General features: G+C 42.6%; 15 protein-coding genes and 1 other RNA gene. 10 read left to right on the forward strand and 6 right to left on the reverse strand.

Annotated elements, in window-relative coordinates; translation table 11 throughout:
* The first annotated feature begins 123 nt into the window (after nucleotides 1-123).
* The 5 genes from QO189_RS08355 (at nucleotide 124) to QO189_RS08375 (ending at nucleotide 5,792) form a co-directional block, all read left to right on the forward strand.
* Nucleotides 124-1,863 carry a glutamine--tRNA ligase/YqeY domain fusion protein gene (locus tag QO189_RS08355; RefSeq protein WP_371532368.1) on the forward strand — a complete coding sequence of 580 codons (1,740 nt, stop codon included), beginning with the start codon at nucleotides 124-126 and terminating at the stop codon, nucleotides 1,861-1,863.
* Nucleotides 1,864-2,026: 163 nt separating this feature from the next.
* On the forward strand, nucleotides 2,027-2,770 hold the full coding sequence (locus tag QO189_RS08360) for a phospholipase D family protein (protein ID WP_371532369.1): 744 nt from the start codon (nucleotides 2,027-2,029) through the stop codon (nucleotides 2,768-2,770).
* A 204-nt stretch (nucleotides 2,771-2,974) separates the two neighbouring features.
* Entirely contained in the window at nucleotides 2,975-3,613 is a 639-nt protein-coding gene (locus QO189_RS08365) for a peroxiredoxin (protein ID WP_371532370.1), read from the forward strand.
* A gap of 243 nt (nucleotides 3,614-3,856) precedes the next feature.
* Nucleotides 3,857-4,519, forward strand: coding sequence for a glutathione S-transferase family protein (locus QO189_RS08370; protein WP_371532371.1), 663 nt, complete (start codon nucleotides 3,857-3,859; stop codon nucleotides 4,517-4,519).
* A 334-nt stretch (nucleotides 4,520-4,853) separates the two neighbouring features.
* Nucleotides 4,854-5,792 (forward strand): META domain-containing protein, encoded by a 939-nt coding sequence (locus QO189_RS08375; protein ID WP_371532372.1) that lies wholly within the window; start codon nucleotides 4,854-4,856, stop codon nucleotides 5,790-5,792.
* A gap of 144 nt (nucleotides 5,793-5,936) precedes the next feature.
* On the opposite strand, the gene ruvC is transcribed toward QO189_RS08375, so the two are convergent.
* Entirely contained in the window at nucleotides 5,937-6,521 is a 585-nt protein-coding gene (gene ruvC, locus QO189_RS08380) for a crossover junction endodeoxyribonuclease RuvC (protein ID WP_071001968.1), read from the reverse strand.
* 153 nt (nucleotides 6,522-6,674) lie between these two features.
* Between ruvC and QO189_RS08385 the strand changes: the two genes are divergently transcribed.
* Nucleotides 6,675-7,298, forward strand: a complete 624-nt coding sequence (locus tag QO189_RS08385) for an FxsA family protein (protein WP_371532373.1) — start codon at nucleotides 6,675-6,677, stop codon at nucleotides 7,296-7,298.
* A gap of 113 nt (nucleotides 7,299-7,411) precedes the next feature.
* Here the strand turns inward: QO189_RS08385 and ssrS are convergent.
* A non-coding RNA gene (gene ssrS, locus QO189_RS08390) (6S RNA) lies at nucleotides 7,412-7,607 on the reverse strand.
* Between the two features lie 234 nt (nucleotides 7,608-7,841).
* Here ssrS and gpmI point away from each other — a divergent pair.
* Together gpmI and QO189_RS08400 are read left to right on the forward strand one after the other, a co-directional pair.
* Nucleotides 7,842-9,506 (forward strand): 2,3-bisphosphoglycerate-independent phosphoglycerate mutase, encoded by a 1,665-nt coding sequence (gpmI, locus tag QO189_RS08395; protein ID WP_371532374.1) that lies wholly within the window; start codon nucleotides 7,842-7,844, stop codon nucleotides 9,504-9,506.
* Between the two features lie 394 nt (nucleotides 9,507-9,900).
* The gene (locus QO189_RS08400) at nucleotides 9,901-11,214 is read left to right on the forward strand and encodes a S41 family peptidase (RefSeq protein WP_371532375.1); all 1,314 of its coding nucleotides are present in this window, start codon (nucleotides 9,901-9,903) and stop codon (nucleotides 11,212-11,214) included.
* Nucleotides 11,215-11,303: 89 nt separating this feature from the next.
* Here the strand turns inward: QO189_RS08400 and QO189_RS08405 are convergent, their stop codons facing one another.
* From QO189_RS08405 to QO189_RS08415, 3 genes are all read right to left on the reverse strand, one after another.
* A complete protein-coding gene (locus QO189_RS08405) occupies nucleotides 11,304-13,010 on the reverse strand; it encodes a sigma-54-dependent transcriptional regulator (protein ID WP_371532376.1) in 1,707 nt (568 codons plus the stop codon).
* A 171-nt stretch (nucleotides 13,011-13,181) separates the two neighbouring features.
* The gene (locus QO189_RS08410; protein ID WP_371532377.1) at nucleotides 13,182-14,936 is read right to left on the reverse strand and encodes a PAS domain-containing sensor histidine kinase; all 1,755 of its coding nucleotides are present in this window, start codon (nucleotides 14,934-14,936) and stop codon (nucleotides 13,182-13,184) included.
* A gap of 36 nt (nucleotides 14,937-14,972) precedes the next feature.
* Nucleotides 14,973-15,608, reverse strand: a complete 636-nt coding sequence (locus QO189_RS08415; RefSeq protein WP_371532378.1) for a response regulator — start codon at nucleotides 15,606-15,608, stop codon at nucleotides 14,973-14,975.
* Nucleotides 15,609-16,023: 415 nt separating this feature from the next.
* On the opposite strand from QO189_RS08415, the gene QO189_RS08420 reads away from it, so the two are divergent.
* Both QO189_RS08420 and QO189_RS08425 read left to right on the forward strand, forming a co-directional pair.
* On the forward strand, nucleotides 16,024-17,106 hold the full coding sequence (locus QO189_RS08420) for a serine hydrolase (protein ID WP_371532379.1): 1,083 nt from the start codon (nucleotides 16,024-16,026) through the stop codon (nucleotides 17,104-17,106).
* 87 nt (nucleotides 17,107-17,193) lie between these two features.
* Nucleotides 17,194-17,865 (forward strand): thiamine phosphate synthase, encoded by a 672-nt coding sequence (locus QO189_RS08425; RefSeq protein ID WP_371532380.1) that lies wholly within the window; start codon nucleotides 17,194-17,196, stop codon nucleotides 17,863-17,865.
* Nucleotides 17,866-17,891: 26 nt separating this feature from the next.
* On the opposite strand, the gene QO189_RS08430 is transcribed toward QO189_RS08425, so the two are convergent.
* A complete protein-coding gene (locus QO189_RS08430; RefSeq protein WP_058025902.1) occupies nucleotides 17,892-18,221 on the reverse strand; it encodes a TraR/DksA C4-type zinc finger protein in 330 nt (109 codons plus the stop codon).
* Nucleotides 18,222-18,554: the final 333 nt, after the last annotated feature.

Here is an 18,554-nt window from a genome sequence, read left to right on the forward strand (position 1 = left end):
ATAATGCGGTCGCGTTATCTGAGTTTTTATATCCCAATTTATTTTAATAATTTATTTTGAACGTTTTGTGATGCGTGATGGCACGTATCACAAATTGACAATTTGCGTTAGGAGCAATACCCGATGAGTGAGCACTCAAGCAACAATGCACAAAAAGACGAAGCAAAAAACGATTTTATTCGTAATATCATTCGTGACGATGTCAATGCGCAAAAGTATGAGCAAATTGTCACACGTTTTCCGCCTGAGCCAAATGGTTACTTGCATTTAGGTCACGTAAAATCTATCTGCCTAAACTTTGGTGTGGCCAACGAGTTCGGCGGTGTGTGCAACCTGCGTTTTGATGACACCAACCCAACCGCAGAAAAGCAAGATTTTATCGATAACATCGAAAATGATGTGAAGTGGCTTGGTTTTGAGTGGGCAGGCGAGGCGTACCACGCATCAAGTTATTTTGACCAGTTACATGCATGGGCAATCCAGTTGATTGAACAAGGCGATGCCTATGTCGATCTGCAAACGCCTGAGAAAATTCGCGATAACCGTGGTTCATTCAATGAAGCGGGAACGCCGTCTCCGCAGCGTGATGCTAGCGTTGAGGAAAACCTAGCCCTTTTCAATGATATGAAAGAAGGTAAGTACGCTGAAGGTAAGGCGGTATTGCGCGCCAAGATCGATATGGCCAGCCCAAATATGAACCTGCGTGACCCTGTCATCTATCGTGTAATGCATCAATCTCATCATCAGACAGGTGATAAATGGTGCATTTATCCAATGTATGACTTTGCGCATCCACTCTCTGATGCGCTCGAAGGTATCACTCATTCATTATGTACGCTTGAGTTTGAAGACCATCGTCCATTCTATGATTGGGTCATCGCCAAGATTGGTTTTGACGTACCACCACATCAGTATGAATTTAGCCGCTTAAACGTTGACCATACATTGACCAGTAAACGTAAACTCAAACAGCTTGTCGATGAAGGTATCGTAAGCGGTTGGAACGATCCACGTATGCCGACCGTCGCTGGCATGCGCCGCCGTGGTTATACGCCAGAGGGCTTGCGAGATTTTTGTGAGCGTGTGGGCGTGACCAAAGCGGATAGTGTCGTTGATTTCCGTTTACTAGAGTTTAGCGTTCGTCAATCGTTAGAGACGACAACTGGTCGCGGCATGGCGGTACTAAAGCCATTAAAAGTGACGATTACGAACTTTAGCGAGGCGGTCAGCAGCTGGGAGTCGCAAAAAGCCGATAGCGTGAACGCCCGTTTTGACGATGCCACGCAGACCCTTTGGTTGACACAGCCTAATCATCCTAATGTCGATATGGGTGAGCGTGAAATTCCATTTACCGAGACGCTATACATCGATCAGGGTGATTATGAGATTGAGCCGCCTACAGGTTACAAGCGCCTATCACCAGAAAAGCCAGAGATTCGTCTGCGTAACACTTATGTGCTAGCCGTCACTGAGCATATCACTGATGAGAGTGGCAATGTTGTTGAGCTAAAAGCGACGATTGATCCTACTACTTTGGGCAACAATCCTGAAGGCCGTAAGGTCAAAGGGGTGATTCATTGGGTATCAGCCAGCCAGGGTGTGCCAGCGACCGTGCGCATGTATGAGCAGCTATTCAGTGCTGAAGACCCAAGTAGCGTCGCTGATGTCCATCAAGCGCTAAACCCTGACTCGCTCACTGAGCTGGATGCTGTCGTTGAGCCATCTTTAGCCAATGCTGATGCTGGCACGCGTTTCCAGTTTGAGCGTGAAGGGTACTTTATCACCGATAGCGGAGATCACAGCACGGATAAGCCAGTATTTAACCAAATCGTTAGCTTGCGTGATAGCTATAAGCCAGCGTAATCTATATTGGCCCAGTCTCTAAAAATGTCATTGCTAAAATGATATATTTGAAATAATACTGAACAATAGTAGTTTGCAAGTAAGCCCATTTCTAGTACGCTAGGGATGGGTTTTTTTGTGAATAATTATAAAGTTTTTGACAGTCATATCTAAGGAAGTGAGCATGGCAAAATTTTTGAATAGCAGTGGGACGACTTATCATTTAGAAGAGTTAATTAAAAATGCGTCTGATCGGTTGATTATTATTAGCCCATATTTGAAGCTGAATGAACGCATTAAAGAGCTGCTAGAAGATCGCAACCGTCTAAAAATCGATATTCGCATTGTCTATGGCAAAAATGACTTACACCCAGAAGAAATAAACTGGTTAAAAAACTTAACGTTTATTCGTACCAGCTTTTGCAAAAACTTGCATGCGAAATGCTACCTGAATGAAAACGAGTGCATTATTACCAGTTTGAACCTGTACGAATTTAGCCAAGTCAATAATAATGAGATGGGCGTACTGATTTATCGTAATGACGATGCTAAGCTTTATGCTGATACTTATGAAGAAGCGCAACGCATTATTCGTATCAGTGATGAAGTTAGGATGTCTCTTGAGAAAGTCACTGAAACTGAGAACCAGCCTGAACCTAGCACCAAAACAATGATCGCTACTACCAACGCAACCGTCACGTCTACAACAGACGCTGCACCTAGTTATTCTAAACTGACCACCGCCAAGCTTGCTAAAGAATTAGGTCTCAAGACCCAAGAGTTAAATGATAAGTTGCTTGCAGCGGGTTATTTAGAAGCGCAAGATGGTGAATTGGTATTGACTGATGCTGGGCGTGTGGCTGGAGGCGTGAGCAAAAAAGGCAAGTTTGGTGAGTTTTGCTTATGGGATGCAGGGATGGTGGTTTAATAAATAATCGATATACCTACTTAGGGTTAAATGGAATAACCGCATTACAATCCGTCACAAGACATTCATAACCAGTTTGTTACTATAAAGTCAGTTTTTACGGATGTGCTTTGCATTTTTATGGTGAGCACATCGAGGATAATAATAGAGCGCGCGGCCGATGGGTCAATACAAGCGTTCATCAACATAGCTAAGGAATAAAGCATGGCACATTTACGTTTAGGCGATACCGCACCCAATTTTGATGCTACAACCACAGAAGGTGATATCAATTTTCACGAGTGGGCAGGTGATCATTGGGTGGTTTTTTTCTCGCATCCAGCAGATTTTACGCCAGTATGTACCACTGAGCTTGGTCGTGCAGCAGCACTCAATGGCGAATTTCAAAAGCGCAATGTGAAACCAATCTGTATCTCTGTCGATAGCTTAGAGGATCATAAAGCGTGGGCGAGTGATATTGGTGAGACCCAAGGCACAGATATGAACTTCCCAATCATTGCTGATCCTAATAAAGAAGTCGCTGAGCTATATGATATGATGCACCCAAATGCAGATAGCACGCATACAGTACGCAGTGTCTTTATCATTGACCCAAATAAAAAAGTTCGTCTAACGCTGACGTATCCGGCCAGTTGTGGTCGTAACTTTGATGAAATTATTCGCGTTATTGATGCGCTACAATTATCGGATGAGTATAACATCGCGACACCTGTAGATTGGAAGGACGGTGATGACGTGATCATTCCACCAAGTGTCAAAAACGAAGATATTGCTGCCAAATATCCAAAAGGTCATAAAGAAATCAAGCCGTACCTACGTACGACACCAGCCCCTAATAAATAACTGGACTGGTTGCATAAATATGATTGAATAAAGCCCCGTGACTTAAAGTTATGGGGCTTTTGCTATTTTTACCTCATGAGTAATAAGCCTTTGCCATGACGGTCAGAGTAAGCTATAACTATGGTATGGAGTATCAATAGATAGGTGCTCATTAGTACCACCATCATAATAAAGCGTATCAGCATCATAATAAAGCGTATCAGCGCTAAATTTCTATTCAATTATTCTTACAAGGAGTTCACCATGAAAAAATTATACGTCACCCGTACAGCACCTAACCCGCGCAAAGCCCTTATCTTATTGGCATCAAAGGGTATCGATGTTGATGATATGGATGACATCGATGTGATTGATATTGATTTTGCCAAAAATGAGCAGATGTCAGATGAATTTACCAAAATAAATCCGATGCAGACAGTCCCTGTCTTAACATTAGACGATGGTACCGTGCTCAATGACTCACAAGCAGTCTGCGAATATCTGGATCGCGTCTATGGTGAGCGTTCCGTTATGGGCAATGACGTGATACAGCGTGCCCAAGTGTGCTCGATGCGCCGTATTGCTGAGTTTGAAGTGATGTATAATTTGATGCTAGCGTTTCAGCACAGTCATCCATCCAAAGCGCAGCGGGTCGAACAAGTGCCAGAATTTGTTGCACCATCAATTGCCCGTGCTGTCAAAGCCATGGGGTATTTTGAGACAATCCTAGAAGGTCGTGAGTATCTGGTGGGTGAGCAATTGAGCTTTGCTGACATCGTGCTGTATTTGGGCTTAGATTTTGGTAAAGTGCTCAAAGTTGATCCTAGTGAGCAAGGTAAAAACCTAGCCCGTTTTTATCAAATGATGAATGAGCGCTTCAGCATTAAGAACATGGCTAAAGCTAAGCCTGCGGAAACCAATGACTAGATAAAGAGATACATCGCAAGCTCTATTGTTTTTAGATGCTTGCTTCTTAAAGATAATATCGAGGATAGCTAATGTGTATTAGCTATCCTTTTTTCGTCCATGAAATTAATGACATTAGATAGCAAAATAATAAAAGAATTTAAAACATAATAAAAATCAACATTTTATTACATAAGCTAATAATGCTCGGTCTATAGTGGTTAATCTAACGTGATTATAATAACGATATTCCAGAACAGTTAATTAAATATTTCTTCAGAAGATGCAAGACCAGCAAGTATATAGAAATAAGTAATCGAGAAAATTGAGATACGCTTACTAAGAGGTTCGTAATATGGTAGGTAGAGCCAAAAAATCAGCACTGACAACGTTTTTATTGCCCAGTATAGTGGCGGCAAGCTTGATGCTGAGCGCTTGCCACAAAGAAGACGCTTCTAATGAAAACGAGATATCAGGCACATCTGATATTACTGAAACAACAGACACATTATCCAGCGCAAACCTTTTAACCGATAACGAGCCAGCAATGGATAAACCTGGCTCGACCAAACTAAGTGCTGAAGAAAAGCTCATAACCACCTTATCCCGTCATCGCTGGACATTAATGAGTGCAACGGATGCCAATGAAAAGCCTATGCCTGAGTTTACGGATATCAATAGTCAGGTAACTTTAGTGTTCAATCAAGACACACTCAGCTACAGCGTTGGCTGCAATATGGTGAGCGCTGCTTATGAGCTACAGGGACATGCTTTGAGCACTGAGGAAGTCATGAGCACCAAAATGTCTTGCAGCGATCTTGATATGGTAGAAAACACATTAAATACATTAATGCTCGGCAGCAGTGAATTAAAAATGGAGCAAGGTGAAAATCCAATATTGACCCAATTTACTGACGACGATGTCACTTTGGTTTGGAGTGGTAAACTCACACCTCAAGCGAAATACAACAGCAAGGGCGAGACGTTATTTTGGGCAGTGAATGCCAAAGAAGTCAATTGTGATATGAATGGTGAAAAGCAGTGTCTCCAAGTTAGGCCTGTCACTTACAACGACCAAGGTGTCAAAGTTCGTGAAGGGAAGTGGAGAGTATTTGCAGGAGAGATAGATGGTTACCAGCATGATGGTATGCACGAAGAAGTACTACGATTACAGCGCTACCGATTAGAGACTAACGAATTAATAGAGTCAGATGAGACAGTAGAAAATGATAATGATGATGAAAAGTATGCATATGTACTCGACGCTGTCATTGAAAGTGCAGTTGTAGAGTAGTCCGCTGTAATTTCGTCTTCCAAAAGATAAAAGTGACAGGGCTTGTACTCATAAAAAAAACACGCATCCAATGGCGTGTTTTTTTATTGTTTCACTATTTTAATGTTTATTTGTTTTAAAGCTTGTCTGCTTTAACGCTTATCTTTAACGCAAGTTACCCAAATCTTCTTCGGTCAAACGCCAACGACCCTTTTTCTTAGAGCCACCGCGTCCTCGCATAGAGCTATTAAGTAGTATTTTATTCATAGAATGGCTTGAGTGCGCATGACAAATAGCACAGGCAAGACCATCGGCTGCATCCTGCTGTGGTACGACTTCTAACTGTAGTATGCGGCAAACCATTTCCTGCACTTGTTCTTTAGCAGCCGCGCCATAGCCGCACACCGCTTGTTTGATCTGCCGAGCCGTATACTCTGATACTTCTAAATCCAAGGCGACCATCGCTGCAATCGCGGCGCCTCGTGCTTGCCCAAGCTTGAGTGCAGAATCAGGGTTTTCTGCCATAAAGACTTGTTCAATAGCCGTATAAATAGGCTCGTCAGCATATTTTAAATGATGCTGTGTGATGCGGGTCAATCCATTAAAAATACGCTTAAGGCGTTCAGGCATCTCTTTGGTGTCTGTGCGAATCGTGCCTGCATCGATATAAGTGAGCTTATCACCCGTCTGCTGGACTATTCCATAACCCGTCATGCGTGACCCTGGGTCGATCCCGATAATAATTGCCATAGTATTCCGTCTTGCTTACATTTTGTTTTATGGCTTAAAAATCAGCCGTAAGTTTGATAGTATAGCAACCAATCCCCATATACATCATATGTTAGCCATTTTAATTTGCATGGCGCTCAATTTATTGGTTTTTATTTTATAGGACGACACTTTATGGGTCAGATAGTTGGTATAGCCATCGTTTGGTTTATTATCGAGATGCTACTGTGGTATTTGCTTGCTCAATTCATGAGCGGCTGGTGGGTATTCATGTGGTTTATTGTCGCAGCAGTGATCGGTATTTCTCTTGTGCGTAAAGGTATGGCTTCTTTGAATCCAATGGCTCAGCAGATGAAAGCAGGTGGTATGATGAACCCTGCAATGCGTCCACCAGAGTCCACCATGATTAAGAGTATTGCAATGGCAGTCGCTGGTATTTTGCTACTTATTCCAGGTGTGCTGAGTGATGTGCTTGCGCTACTCGTGATCTTGCCACCAGTACAAAAGAAACTCAAAGACTTTGCCAATAACTATGTCATGAACAATCAGCAAAAAATGATGGAAATGATGGCAAAACAGATGGGTGGTCAAATGAGCGGCGGCCAAAATCCGTTTGGTGGTATGGGTGGTCAGAACCCATTCGGTGGCGCAGGCGGTATGAATAACCAAAATCCATTTGGTCAACAACAGCAAAACCCGTTTGGGGACGTATTCAAACAGCATACGACTGTTGATGGTACGGCCAAAAACATCCCTAAAGATGTGAAAAAAATTACCAAATCTGCTAATGATGAGTAACAGTGTTTTAGTCATTCATTAGGCATAGAAAAAGCCCCTTCCGTCATTAACGAAAGGGGCTTTTTGATGGCAGTAAATATATTAATTATAAAGAACATATTTACAAACCGAATAAAACAACCGAAGTGCCGCTGTAAGATGGTGACCCATGAACCGTGAAGTTCAGGGCGGATGCGTCATCATCTCTGCAGGTTTCCTGATACACCGCAAGCGGTGCAGGCATACACAATGAGACGATAGGTACCACATCCTGGTAAAGCATTATCGGCTCAGGGAATAAACATCTACTAGCCAACACTTCAGAATAGATTCATCTTAACCAATGAGATGAATGATTGCAAGTATGATTTACAGATTGATACGCAGTATTGTTACCTGATATCTGTGGTAGGTTTTGGGCTTTTGATAACGATACAAACCTCATCATTTTTTAGTGAAAAATTGTCAGTTTTTCAGCTATTTTAAGATATGTGTTAATATAGAGGGCTTTCCATACCCTAACATAGCATTAAAGGCGTTCATTCACTCGAGGAGCGGTAATATATGACCAGTACCCAGCAAGCATCAGAATCTATTGACGACAATCAGGCGCAGCAGCTCAGCAGTAAACAAGAAGACGGCGCACAGAATAAAAAAACGCCGCATGTCTTAATGATATTAGACGGCTTCGGTCATCGTGAAGAAGATAAAGATAACGCCATTGCTGCGGCAAATATGCCAAATCTAGATAGAATTTACCAAAAATACCCTCATGGACTGATTTCTGCTTCAGGAGAAGATGTGGGTCTGCCAGATGGTCAGTTTGGCAACTCAGAAGTTGGTCACATGAATTTGGGCGCTGGTCGTGTTCTTTATCAAGACTCGACTCGCATCTCAAGTGAACTTGCCAATCGCGAATTCTACAAAAACGAAGCATTGGTTGACGCAGTAAAAGCGGCTAATGAGCTTGGCGGTAATGTACATATTATGGGACTGCTCTCTGATGGTGGTGTTCACTCACATCAAGACCATATCGAGGGCATGTGCCATTCGGCACTGGTTCATGGTGCCAAAAACGTCTTTATCCATTGCTTCTTAGACGGCCGTGATACTCCGCCTAAATCTGCGGATAAATACATCAATCGTCTACGTGATTACATTGATAAGCTTAATGCTCATTATGAAAGCGGGCGCGTACAGATTGCTAGCATTATCGGTCGCTACTATGCGATGGATCGAGACAACCGTTGGGATCGCGTACAAAAAGCCTATGAGCTGATCACTGAAGGTAAGGCGGATCGCTTGTCGACACGTGCGGACGGTGCTGTCCAAGCCGCTTACAAGGCACGTGAGACTGACGAATTTATCAGCCCGACGACTGTCATTGGACGCGATGAAGTGCCTTATACTGTCGAAGATAATGATGCGCTAATCTTTATGAATTTCCGTGCTGACCGTGCTCGTGAGCTTGCTCAAGCGTTTGTCTTACCTGATCATGAGTTTTCGGGATTTGCCCGTCAAAAGCAGCCAAAACTTGCCGCATTTGTGATGTTGACCAAGTACTCAGACGTTTTGGCGGACAATGCAAAAACCAGCATCGCTTACTATCCAACGTCTTTGGCCAATACCTTGGGAGAGTACCTGCAGGATCAAGGTAAAACACAGCTACGTATCGCGGAAACTGAGAAGTATGCGCATGTGACGTTTTTCTTTAGCGGTGGCCGTGAAGAAGAGTATGAAGGCGAGACGCGTATCTTGGTACCCTCTCCAGATGTGGCGACTTATGATTTGAAGCCTGAAATGAGTGCGCCTGAAGTCACCGATAAGTTGGTAGAAGCGATTGAATCTGGCAAATATGATGTGCTGGTCGTCAATTATGCCAACGGGGACATGGTAGGGCATACAGGTATCTTTGATGCGGCGGTACAAGCCGTAGAAGCCTTGGATGTCTGTGTGGGCCGTGTCGAGTCGGCAGTAAAAGCTGCTGGCGGTGACATGCTTATTACGGCTGACCACGGCAACTGTGAGCAAATGCAAGACTACGAAAGTGGTCAAGTACATACTCAGCATACGACAGAACATGTTCCACTGATCTACGTGGGTGAACAGAACTTGCAAGTGCGTCGCGGTGGTAAACTCAGCGATGTGGCACCGACTATTTTGGCACTAATGAATGTTGATGCACCCACTGAAATGACTGGTGAGAGTTTATTGGTTTCAGCATCGTAAGCCAGTTGTCTCAAATTATCCGTACATCAGATAATCTGTAAAGATATGGCTCATTAGATGAATGATATAAATTAGAAAAGGGAAGGGTAGCTATTACCTTTCCCTTTTTTTATGATGTATTTTGCTTGATGATTTGCAAAACTGCCCTAGTTTGAGAGAGGCCTTTGGTGTTAACTTATACGGTAATACATAACAATAACTTTATACATTCTATTATTTAAATGAGTTTTTTATGCATCCTATCTCTTTTGTGCGCTCATCTTTGTCTAAACAATTAGACCAACGAGTAATGAAGTCTTTGCTAGCGACGATTGTGTCTAAACCCGCGTTTTTTAAATCTTTATGCTTCAAGCCCAGTCTAGCAATAGGTTTACTTGGATTATGTGTTGTCAGTATGGACGCGCAAGCAGCAGTGACCTCAGCTGATGATACTAGTCCGACATCAAGCCTACAGCTTATCAGTTTGAATGCCGATGATATAGTGGCTGAAAATGACACTGAGATGTTGAATGCTGCAGACGAATCAGATGATTCAATAGACAGTATGCCGGACGAGAGTGCGTTAATAGACGATGATGATAATATCGATACCAGTATTCCATCAGAGGTTGCGCAAGTATCATTGAATGCAATTTCTCCTGAGACATTAAAGACCTTTGTTGCTGTTGTTGATTTAGTGCGCCGTCAGTATGTTGACACGGTCAATGATGAGGAATTATTTAATAATGCAATGAGCGGTATGCTAACTAAGCTTGATAGCCATGCTGAATTTTTGGATGCGGAGGCCTATGAAAATCTACGTGCTTTTACCGAAGGTGACGTAGGTGATATCGGTATCCAAGTGACTTATCAGCCAGAGGTGGGCTATTGGGTCATCACAGAAGTTATTGATGATTCGCCTGCAGATAAGAAAGGCATCGCAGTGGGCGATTATTTACATCAGGTTGGTGAGTTCAAACTTGACGAAAATCGTCAAAGTAATGACGTTGAGCAGCTATTAACAGGGATTGCTGGTACCCAAGTAGATATCATCACTTCTAAAGCAGGTCGCCGCAAGCACACGACGACATTACAGCGGAATAACAGTCACCCTCAAATTGTCGAGACAAAACTCGTCGATGGCATTGCGATTGTTAAACTACCTGCGTTCCAGAACAATAGCCGTGAAAAGCTGTTGGAGGGTTTGATTAATTTAGATGCGCCGATCTCAGGCATTCTATTAGATATGCGTGACAATCCGGGTGGTGTTCTTACATCAGCGGTGAGCGTTGCCAGTTTATTTATGAATGATACCGATGTAGTACAAGTACAAGCACGTCAAGACAAATCGCGCGTACTAACCACCCAAGGGGATGCAATACTCAAGCCTCTGCCTATGGTTGTTCTACAAAATCGCTACTCGGCATCTGCGGCAGAGGTTCTGGCTAGTAGTTTACAGGCACAAAAACGCGCTACTATCATCGGCGAAGTGAGCTATGGTAAAGGCTCAGTACAGTCAGTCATACCACTCAATGACGAGCAAGCAGTCAAGTTGACAGTAGCTAACTATATGACCGCATCAGGCAGACAGATCGACGGCATCGGTGTTGAGCCTGACATTACTTTGTCAGGAAGTGAGAGCTCATGGGAGCAGCAGGCGCTGGATTTACTAAAACCCCGCGCTCTCGATTCAGGTATCCGCTTCATTCGAAAGGCGACTGCAAATTAGTATATTGTTGATAGGCTAAGATATTAACAATATACCGTCAGACAGCCATTGAATCTCTGAACTAAAAATTCAATGGCCCGATAAAAGACCTACTCAGATTGGTCTTCTGCAATTTCTAACTTTTTCATACGATAACGTAATGAGCGAAAAGTCGTCCCAAGCAGTTCTGCTGCTTGGGTTTTGTTCCAGCCAGTTTGTTTGAGGGCTGTGATGATTAATTGCTTTTCTTGTTCCTGTAGATAATGCTCCAACCCTTGGGCTGGCAACTGACCATCAAGCGGTTCTTGCAGGCTTGTAGTGTCATTCTCTTTTGGTTGAATAGAACGATTGAGCGGTGCTTCCTCATTCGTATCACTTGGGCTAGTTGACGGTTCTACATGATTAGGTACTGAGCGCTGTATCATTGAAGGGTAGTGTTGGGTATTAGTACGATAAGGGTGCAAGTTGGTTGTTTCTTGCTTGTGCTTTACAGCCGTTATCTCACTGTCAGATTGAAGCGCCTGTTCACGGTTTTCTGCGGCTTTAGATATCGTTTGGGTGGTTGGTTGAGATTGGTTTTGCTCATTTGCGTAATGGCCAGATTGTTGCGCATTGCTGTGAGCTTGCGTATCTTTAAGGTCGTGATTAACATCAGGTAGGCCTAAATGACTGATATCAATGTCCGAAGTTTCCGCCAATGTCACTGCACGCTCAAGTAAATTACGTAGTTCACGAACGTTACCAGCAAAGTCATGACGCTGCAAACGTTCGCTGGCTTTACGCGTTAGAGATGGGGGTATCTCTAACTGCCATTCAGCAGAAATCATGGCTAAAAAGTGCTCTGCTAATACAGGGATGTCATCACGTCGATCATTCAGTGTCGGCAGCTTAAGCTCAATCACATTGATACGGTAATACAAATCTTGTCGAAACGCGCCATCCTGTACCAAGCGGCTCAAATCTTTATGAGTAGCGGATAAAATGCGAATATCCACTGGTACTTCTTTAGTGTCACCAATGGCCCTCACGGTCTTTTCTTGGATGGCACGTAATAGCTTAACCTGCATGGCTAATGGTAAGTCTGCCACCTCATCCAAAAATAAAGTACCGCCATTGGCTTGTTGAAACAATCCCTGCTTGTCAGCCACAGCCCCTGTAAAACTGCCTTTTTTATGACCAAAAAACTCTGACTCCATCAGCTCAGAAGGTATTGCACCGCAGTTTACTGGTACAAAGCTGCCATCTCGTCGCGGACTTAAATCATGAATCAGTCTAGCGACGACCTCTTTACCTGTACCAGACGCACCAGATAAAAAAACAGGCGCTTGTGAGCGTGCCAATTTTAATATGGTGTTTTTAAGAGGGTGCATGACCGCAGAATTACCGATTAGCCTAGCGTCCAGCATTTTTTGCTCAGGTGAGGATTCAGGTGTGGCTTTTGCCCCATTATCTTGATGAATAACCTTTAAAGCGTTTTCTACCAATTGACGTAATCTTGGTAGCTCAAGTGGTTTATTGACAAAATCAAAAGCACCAAGCTTCAGTGCTTCGATGGCCAGATCCATACTTCCATGAGCAGTGATGACAGCTATCGGCGTATGCGAGCTGTTGCTGATTTCTTTGACCAGCTCCAACCCTGAGCCATCAGGTAGTTTCAAGTCAGTGAGGCAAAAATCATAAGTATTGTCTTGCCAGTATGATCTTGCTTGCGCCAAAGTATAGGCTACATCACTTTTGATGCCCATCTTAGTTAAAGTGATTTGCATCAATCGGCATAGATCCACTTCGTCATCAACGACTAGCGCGCTTGTTGTCATACATTATCTCGTCAAATTCAATGGCTACAAAGTATTAATAGCTAGGTCTAAATAGGGGTAAACTTCTTTTACAAAGAAATGTGTAAATCAATCATGTATGGTGGCTATTAGCTACCAATATGTAATGTTCAAAAACCTATAATTAGGTAGTATTTTGATTTATGACTGGGATTAATAAAGATTTTCTTCAACGGCTTGAAAGATATTTTCAGAGTCAATAGCAGGCGAAATTAAACGAAAACATGTTTTTTCATGTTCAGGAATATAGAGCAAACGTGCCTGATTGGCTTCACAAAAGGCTTGCGATAAATATAGTCCCAAGCCGGTACCAGCTTTGTCTGTTGTAAAAAATGGATTAAACAAATGTTTTAAATCTTCAGTCTTAATACCATCGCCATCATCTAATATATCAATTATAACATCGTTGTCTGCACAGTAAATCTCGATTTCTACATAAGCATGAGGATGGCTGTAACTACTATAACGCAAGCCATTGTTGATCAAATTAATCAAAATTTGTTCTAACTGGTGAGGGTCAAATGATATGGTTGGTTGGGTTTTTACATGTAGAAAAATGTCGTGCCCTTGAAAATAGTTCTCCAAAAATGCTGGCATCCATTCAGCCAAAATAATGGCTTGCTGAGAGGCCGCTTGCTGGCGAGACAGTTTTAAAATATCTTCAATAATACGGTTGACACGTTTGGTTTGTGAAAATATCATTTCATAGAGCTCATGATTGCCAGTCATATCGATATTTGATGCATTGTCGTTTGCCTCAATTTCGGTCAAGTCTTCCATCAGTAGTTGGCTGGCTTGTGAGATAGCGGCTAGAGGATTTCTAATTTCATGAGCAATACTGGCAGTGAGTTGCCCTAACGACGCCAGTTTTAATTGTTGGGCGCTAGCCTGCTCACGGCGTAAGTCTTCTAATAAGATTAATTTGCTATCATCTTTTAGCGGGATGATTTGTACACGTAGCTTACCAAATATCGAAGCGTTTGCTACTTCAGGCACATCGTACGTAAACGTACGCGATTGTCCTGTAGCCACTGACAAACAAGCTTGGAGTAGCTGAGAATGCTGTTTGCTAAGTTGTTGTTTAAAGTTAGATAGAATGGCATGAGGCGTATCGCCTCTCATTTCTTTTATATCAGTTGAAGTGCTAGATGCACGCAACGATGAATCCTGTGTGATACTGAGCAGTTGGTGGGCTGCTAGATTTGCAAGGACGATATCCTGTTTATCGATGACAATCACACCATTGACCATTTGTGTAATCACTTCTTGATTGATGACATTGAGCCGTTCAACCTCTTTGGCATGACTTTGTGCTACTTTCTCAAGCTGTACCAAGCGTTGTGAGATAGACCAACTCAAACCACCTACTGCCAAGAAGCTTGCTGACATCAGCAAAGCATCGCCTAAATTAGCCAAATTCATACTATTGGCAATGGCATAAAAGAACTGCTGATAGATCACAAAAATAATAGCCAGTAAGGTGATAACTAGCGCTTGTGAACCATGCAGTAGCATAAAGCTGGCGGCGACAACGACCATATATAGCATGGTCAGTTGTAAGTCCGGCTCACCTGCTGTATACAGCAATAAGCTTAATATAATAACGTCTAATACTAGCCCAAACGCTAACTGTCGGCGCATCTGCTTTGTGACAACGTAAAATAACCCGAGCAAAATCAAGCTTAGCATCACATAAAAGCTCAGGGCTGTCTGCTGCAAAAAACTGGGGAGAGAGGCGCTATCACCGGCGCGTGCAGATATATATATCATCAGCATAGAAAATATGCTGACGACAAAACGATAACTGCTATAAATAATGCCTAGTCTGCGCAGCTGCGGCAAAGGAAGTGTATCATCGTGGTGTACATAGCGACTGATAGCAGAAATGATGGTGGTAGCAGGTTTCATAAATTGACCATGATGACAAATGAGATACTAAGCAACTTATGGTTGAATCAAACCATGGCGAATGGCCAAATGCGTTAATTTTACATCACTATCAACGCCAACTTTTTCGTAAATACGGTAGCGATAGGTATTGATGGTTTTGACGCTGACAAATAATTGGTCAGCAATCTGCTGAGGGCTTTGGCAATTGACCACCATCATAGCCACTTGCTTTTCTCTATCACTTAACAAATCAAAAGGCGAGTTGGCATTGTCAGACAACAAGACGTCCGCCAATTGTTCAGCAACGTCTTGGCTAAAATAACGACCACCTTGATAGATTTTTTTGACCGCGCGTATCATCTCATCAAGTGGTGTACCTTTTGTGATATAACCATTGACACCAGCTTTGATGAGCATTGAGGGGTAGGGCTGTGCAGACATACTACTAACCGCTAAAATCTTGATACCCATATCGAGCTGAATCAAGCGTTTGGTCGCTTCAAGACCACCAATATTAGGCATGTTGACATCTAGCAATACCACGTCAGGACGTAACTGCTTGGCCTGCTTGATTGCCATATCACCGCTATCTGCTTCGCCCACTACTTCGATATCGGGGCTGTCTGACAACATACGGCTAATACCCATCCGTACCAAATCATGATCATCGACCACCAACACTTTAATCATAACCATACTCTTTATCGTTTGTCAGAATGAATGTTTTTATAAGGGTTAAATAACAGAAAAAACAAAGTTAACATGAGCCATTTTTTGATTCTAAATACATAGGATACGACTAATATGCTGTATCAATATCTTCATTTAATATAATAAAGTACAAAGAATCATAACATTCTAAGTTAAGTTATATTGCTGTATTGTTAATCAGTGTTTCTAAAATATAAATCAGTTGTATCAAAGTTTGAATGAAGCTAAAAAAAACCATTAAATCAGTTTGATAGATTAAACTTAAATGTAAACCATGATACACTAAAAATACAAAAGCTCTATGTGAGTACTTACAAACACATCTATAAACGCTACGTACGTTCTTGGCGTCAGGCAGTATGTAACTGGCGTGATAGCGACAGCAGGAGGCATAATGAAGCAACTACCATTAACCAAACAGCAATTGATCGCTGCTATGATTTCATTGAGTTTGGGCAGTGTTGCACAAGCCGCACTTACGATTAATGGTAGCACTGAGACAGCTTCTAGTGCACGCTTGAGTTGGGGCGGTGCGGATAGTTTGTCTGAAGCGCGTAACATCATGTACAAGTCTAATGGCTCTGCTATCAAAAAAGTCGACAACGGCTATGGTACGACCAATATCACGAATAGCAACAGTTTTGCTAGCAGTAACAATACCAATAGTGTGCGTTATAACACAACTTATCGCGGTGCATTTGGTAGCAGTGACATGATCCCAATCAGTACGGACTCGCGCAGTGTTGCCGTGATTGATGCTGAAACAGGCGAATCTATCTACGAAAAAGACGCCGATATTGCACGTCCTATGGCTAGCATTACCAAAATAATGACAGCCATGGTTGTGCTAGATGCAGGTCTTGATATGCGTGAAGAAATCACGCTTGATCCAGAAGACTTTGTCGGTCCCAAGCGTGCAAGCTCACGCCTAAAATCAGGCGATCGCATGAACCGTGCTGAAATACTATTGATGGCTTTGATGAAGTCTGAAAACCCAGCGGCAAAGAGCTTGGCACGTAACTATCCGGGCGGCTACAATGCCTTTATCCGTGCGATGAATAGAAAAGCACAAGATCTTGGTATGACTACTGCGTTTTTCGGTGATCCAACGGGTCTTGACAAGCGTAACGTCGCTTCATCGAATGATTTGGTAAAAATGGTTCGTGCTGCTGGTAACTACGATGTGATTCGTCGCTTCTCTACCACCAAAAGCTATGACTTCTTTGTTTCAAACTACTCAAGTGGTAACCGCACTTATAAAGCCAACAACACTAGTAGCTTGGTTCGTGCAGGTGATTACCCAATCGGTATCTCAAAAACAGGTTTTATCAATGAAGCTGGGCGCTGCGTTGTGATGGAAACGCGAGTTAACAATCGTCCTGCAATTATCGTTATCCTAGGGGCAAACAGCTCAGCAACACGTTGGGGCGATGCTAAAAACATTCTAAACAGCTTGGCGACACGTCGTACCGTATAGACACGCTGTTTTAAATGTATAAAAAAGGCTGTTATATCATATAACAGCCTTTTTATTGTGTTGAGTTTAAGATTAAGGATCTGCCCTATGAACCAGTCATCAACTTCATCTGCAATACCCAAGCTATATTTGCTGACCAATGATGATGAATTTGAATTGTTATACCAAAAGTTAGATGCTGCCTTATCAACAGGGCTAATCGCATTATTGCAGATTCGGCGCAAGCAAACGCTTAGTCTGCCAGATGGTCATATAACGCTTTATGAGGAAGCCAAACAGATTGTTAAGCTGGCCGAAGCGCATAATGTTCCAGTCGTTATGAATGATGATATCGCACTAGCAGCCAAGCTTGGTATTGGTGTACACCTTGGGCAAGGAGATGGCAAAATTGGTGATGCTTTGCAGTCTCTTGAATCGACTCAAATAATTGGTCGAACCTGCCATGGGAATATTTCTTTGGTTAAAGAGGCAAAGGATAATGGCGCAAGTTATGCTGCGATGGGCGCCATATTTGCATCTACCACAAAACCGAATGCTGACATTATCTCGCGTCAGAAGCTGATTGAAGGCTGTCAACAAGACATACCTATATGTGTGATAGGCGGATTAACTGCAGAAAATATTTTAGAGCTGGCAGGCATACCAATTGCGCTTGTGGCGGTAGTAGGCGATATTATGGATTTGCCTGTAGAAAAAATCGCCGAACGTTGCTATCAATGGCAGCAGGCATTTTCTAAATGGAAAACACCTGCTGTATAAAATGTGTTTTAGATAGGATTTATTAGCTATTCAGCATGTTCCATACACAAAGTAGCATAGGGCAGCGCTTCTAAACGTTGCTCTTCGATTGGCTCACCGCAGACTTCGCACTCGCCATAAGTACCATTCTCGATACGACTTAAGGCATTTTCGACATAGATTAGGCTCTGACGCGCTTCGCTCATTAAATTCTTGCGCATATCGTTTTGACGATAGGATATAGCCTGATCTTCCCAGTGCTCATTGAGATCATCTTGTGGGTTTTGGATATGATCTTCGATTTTGTCAATGCGAGACTCGTACTCATCTTTTAGTTTTAATAGATTTTGCTTGGCAGTGTCTAAGTCGATACTCATTGTGTTCTCCTAAAAAGTTATTGTTATTGTCAACGCTTCTATCATAAAGAGCCTGACTGCTGAGTACCACCACGAAATGTTACTGTTTATTGAATGAGTTCAAAGCTAGCAGTTACAACCGTTTCCTATCAATGCTGGAGTAAAATTACCCACTCAATATTTTCATGTTTTTAAAAATCGTGAAAGTTTGCTTGTGAGCATCTCATAGAAAACTGATAGAATACACCGCCACTGATTTCTACTCACTTATCTGTTCCAGTAACTTGGTGTGATAGTTAGTATAAAGACTCAGTGATGAAGACATATAAAGATAGCAAGTGTGCAGTCTAATAA

The sequence above is a fragment of the Psychrobacter sp. Arc29 genome (assembly GCF_041431175.1).
Classification (GTDB): domain Bacteria; phylum Pseudomonadota; class Gammaproteobacteria; order Pseudomonadales; family Moraxellaceae; genus Psychrobacter.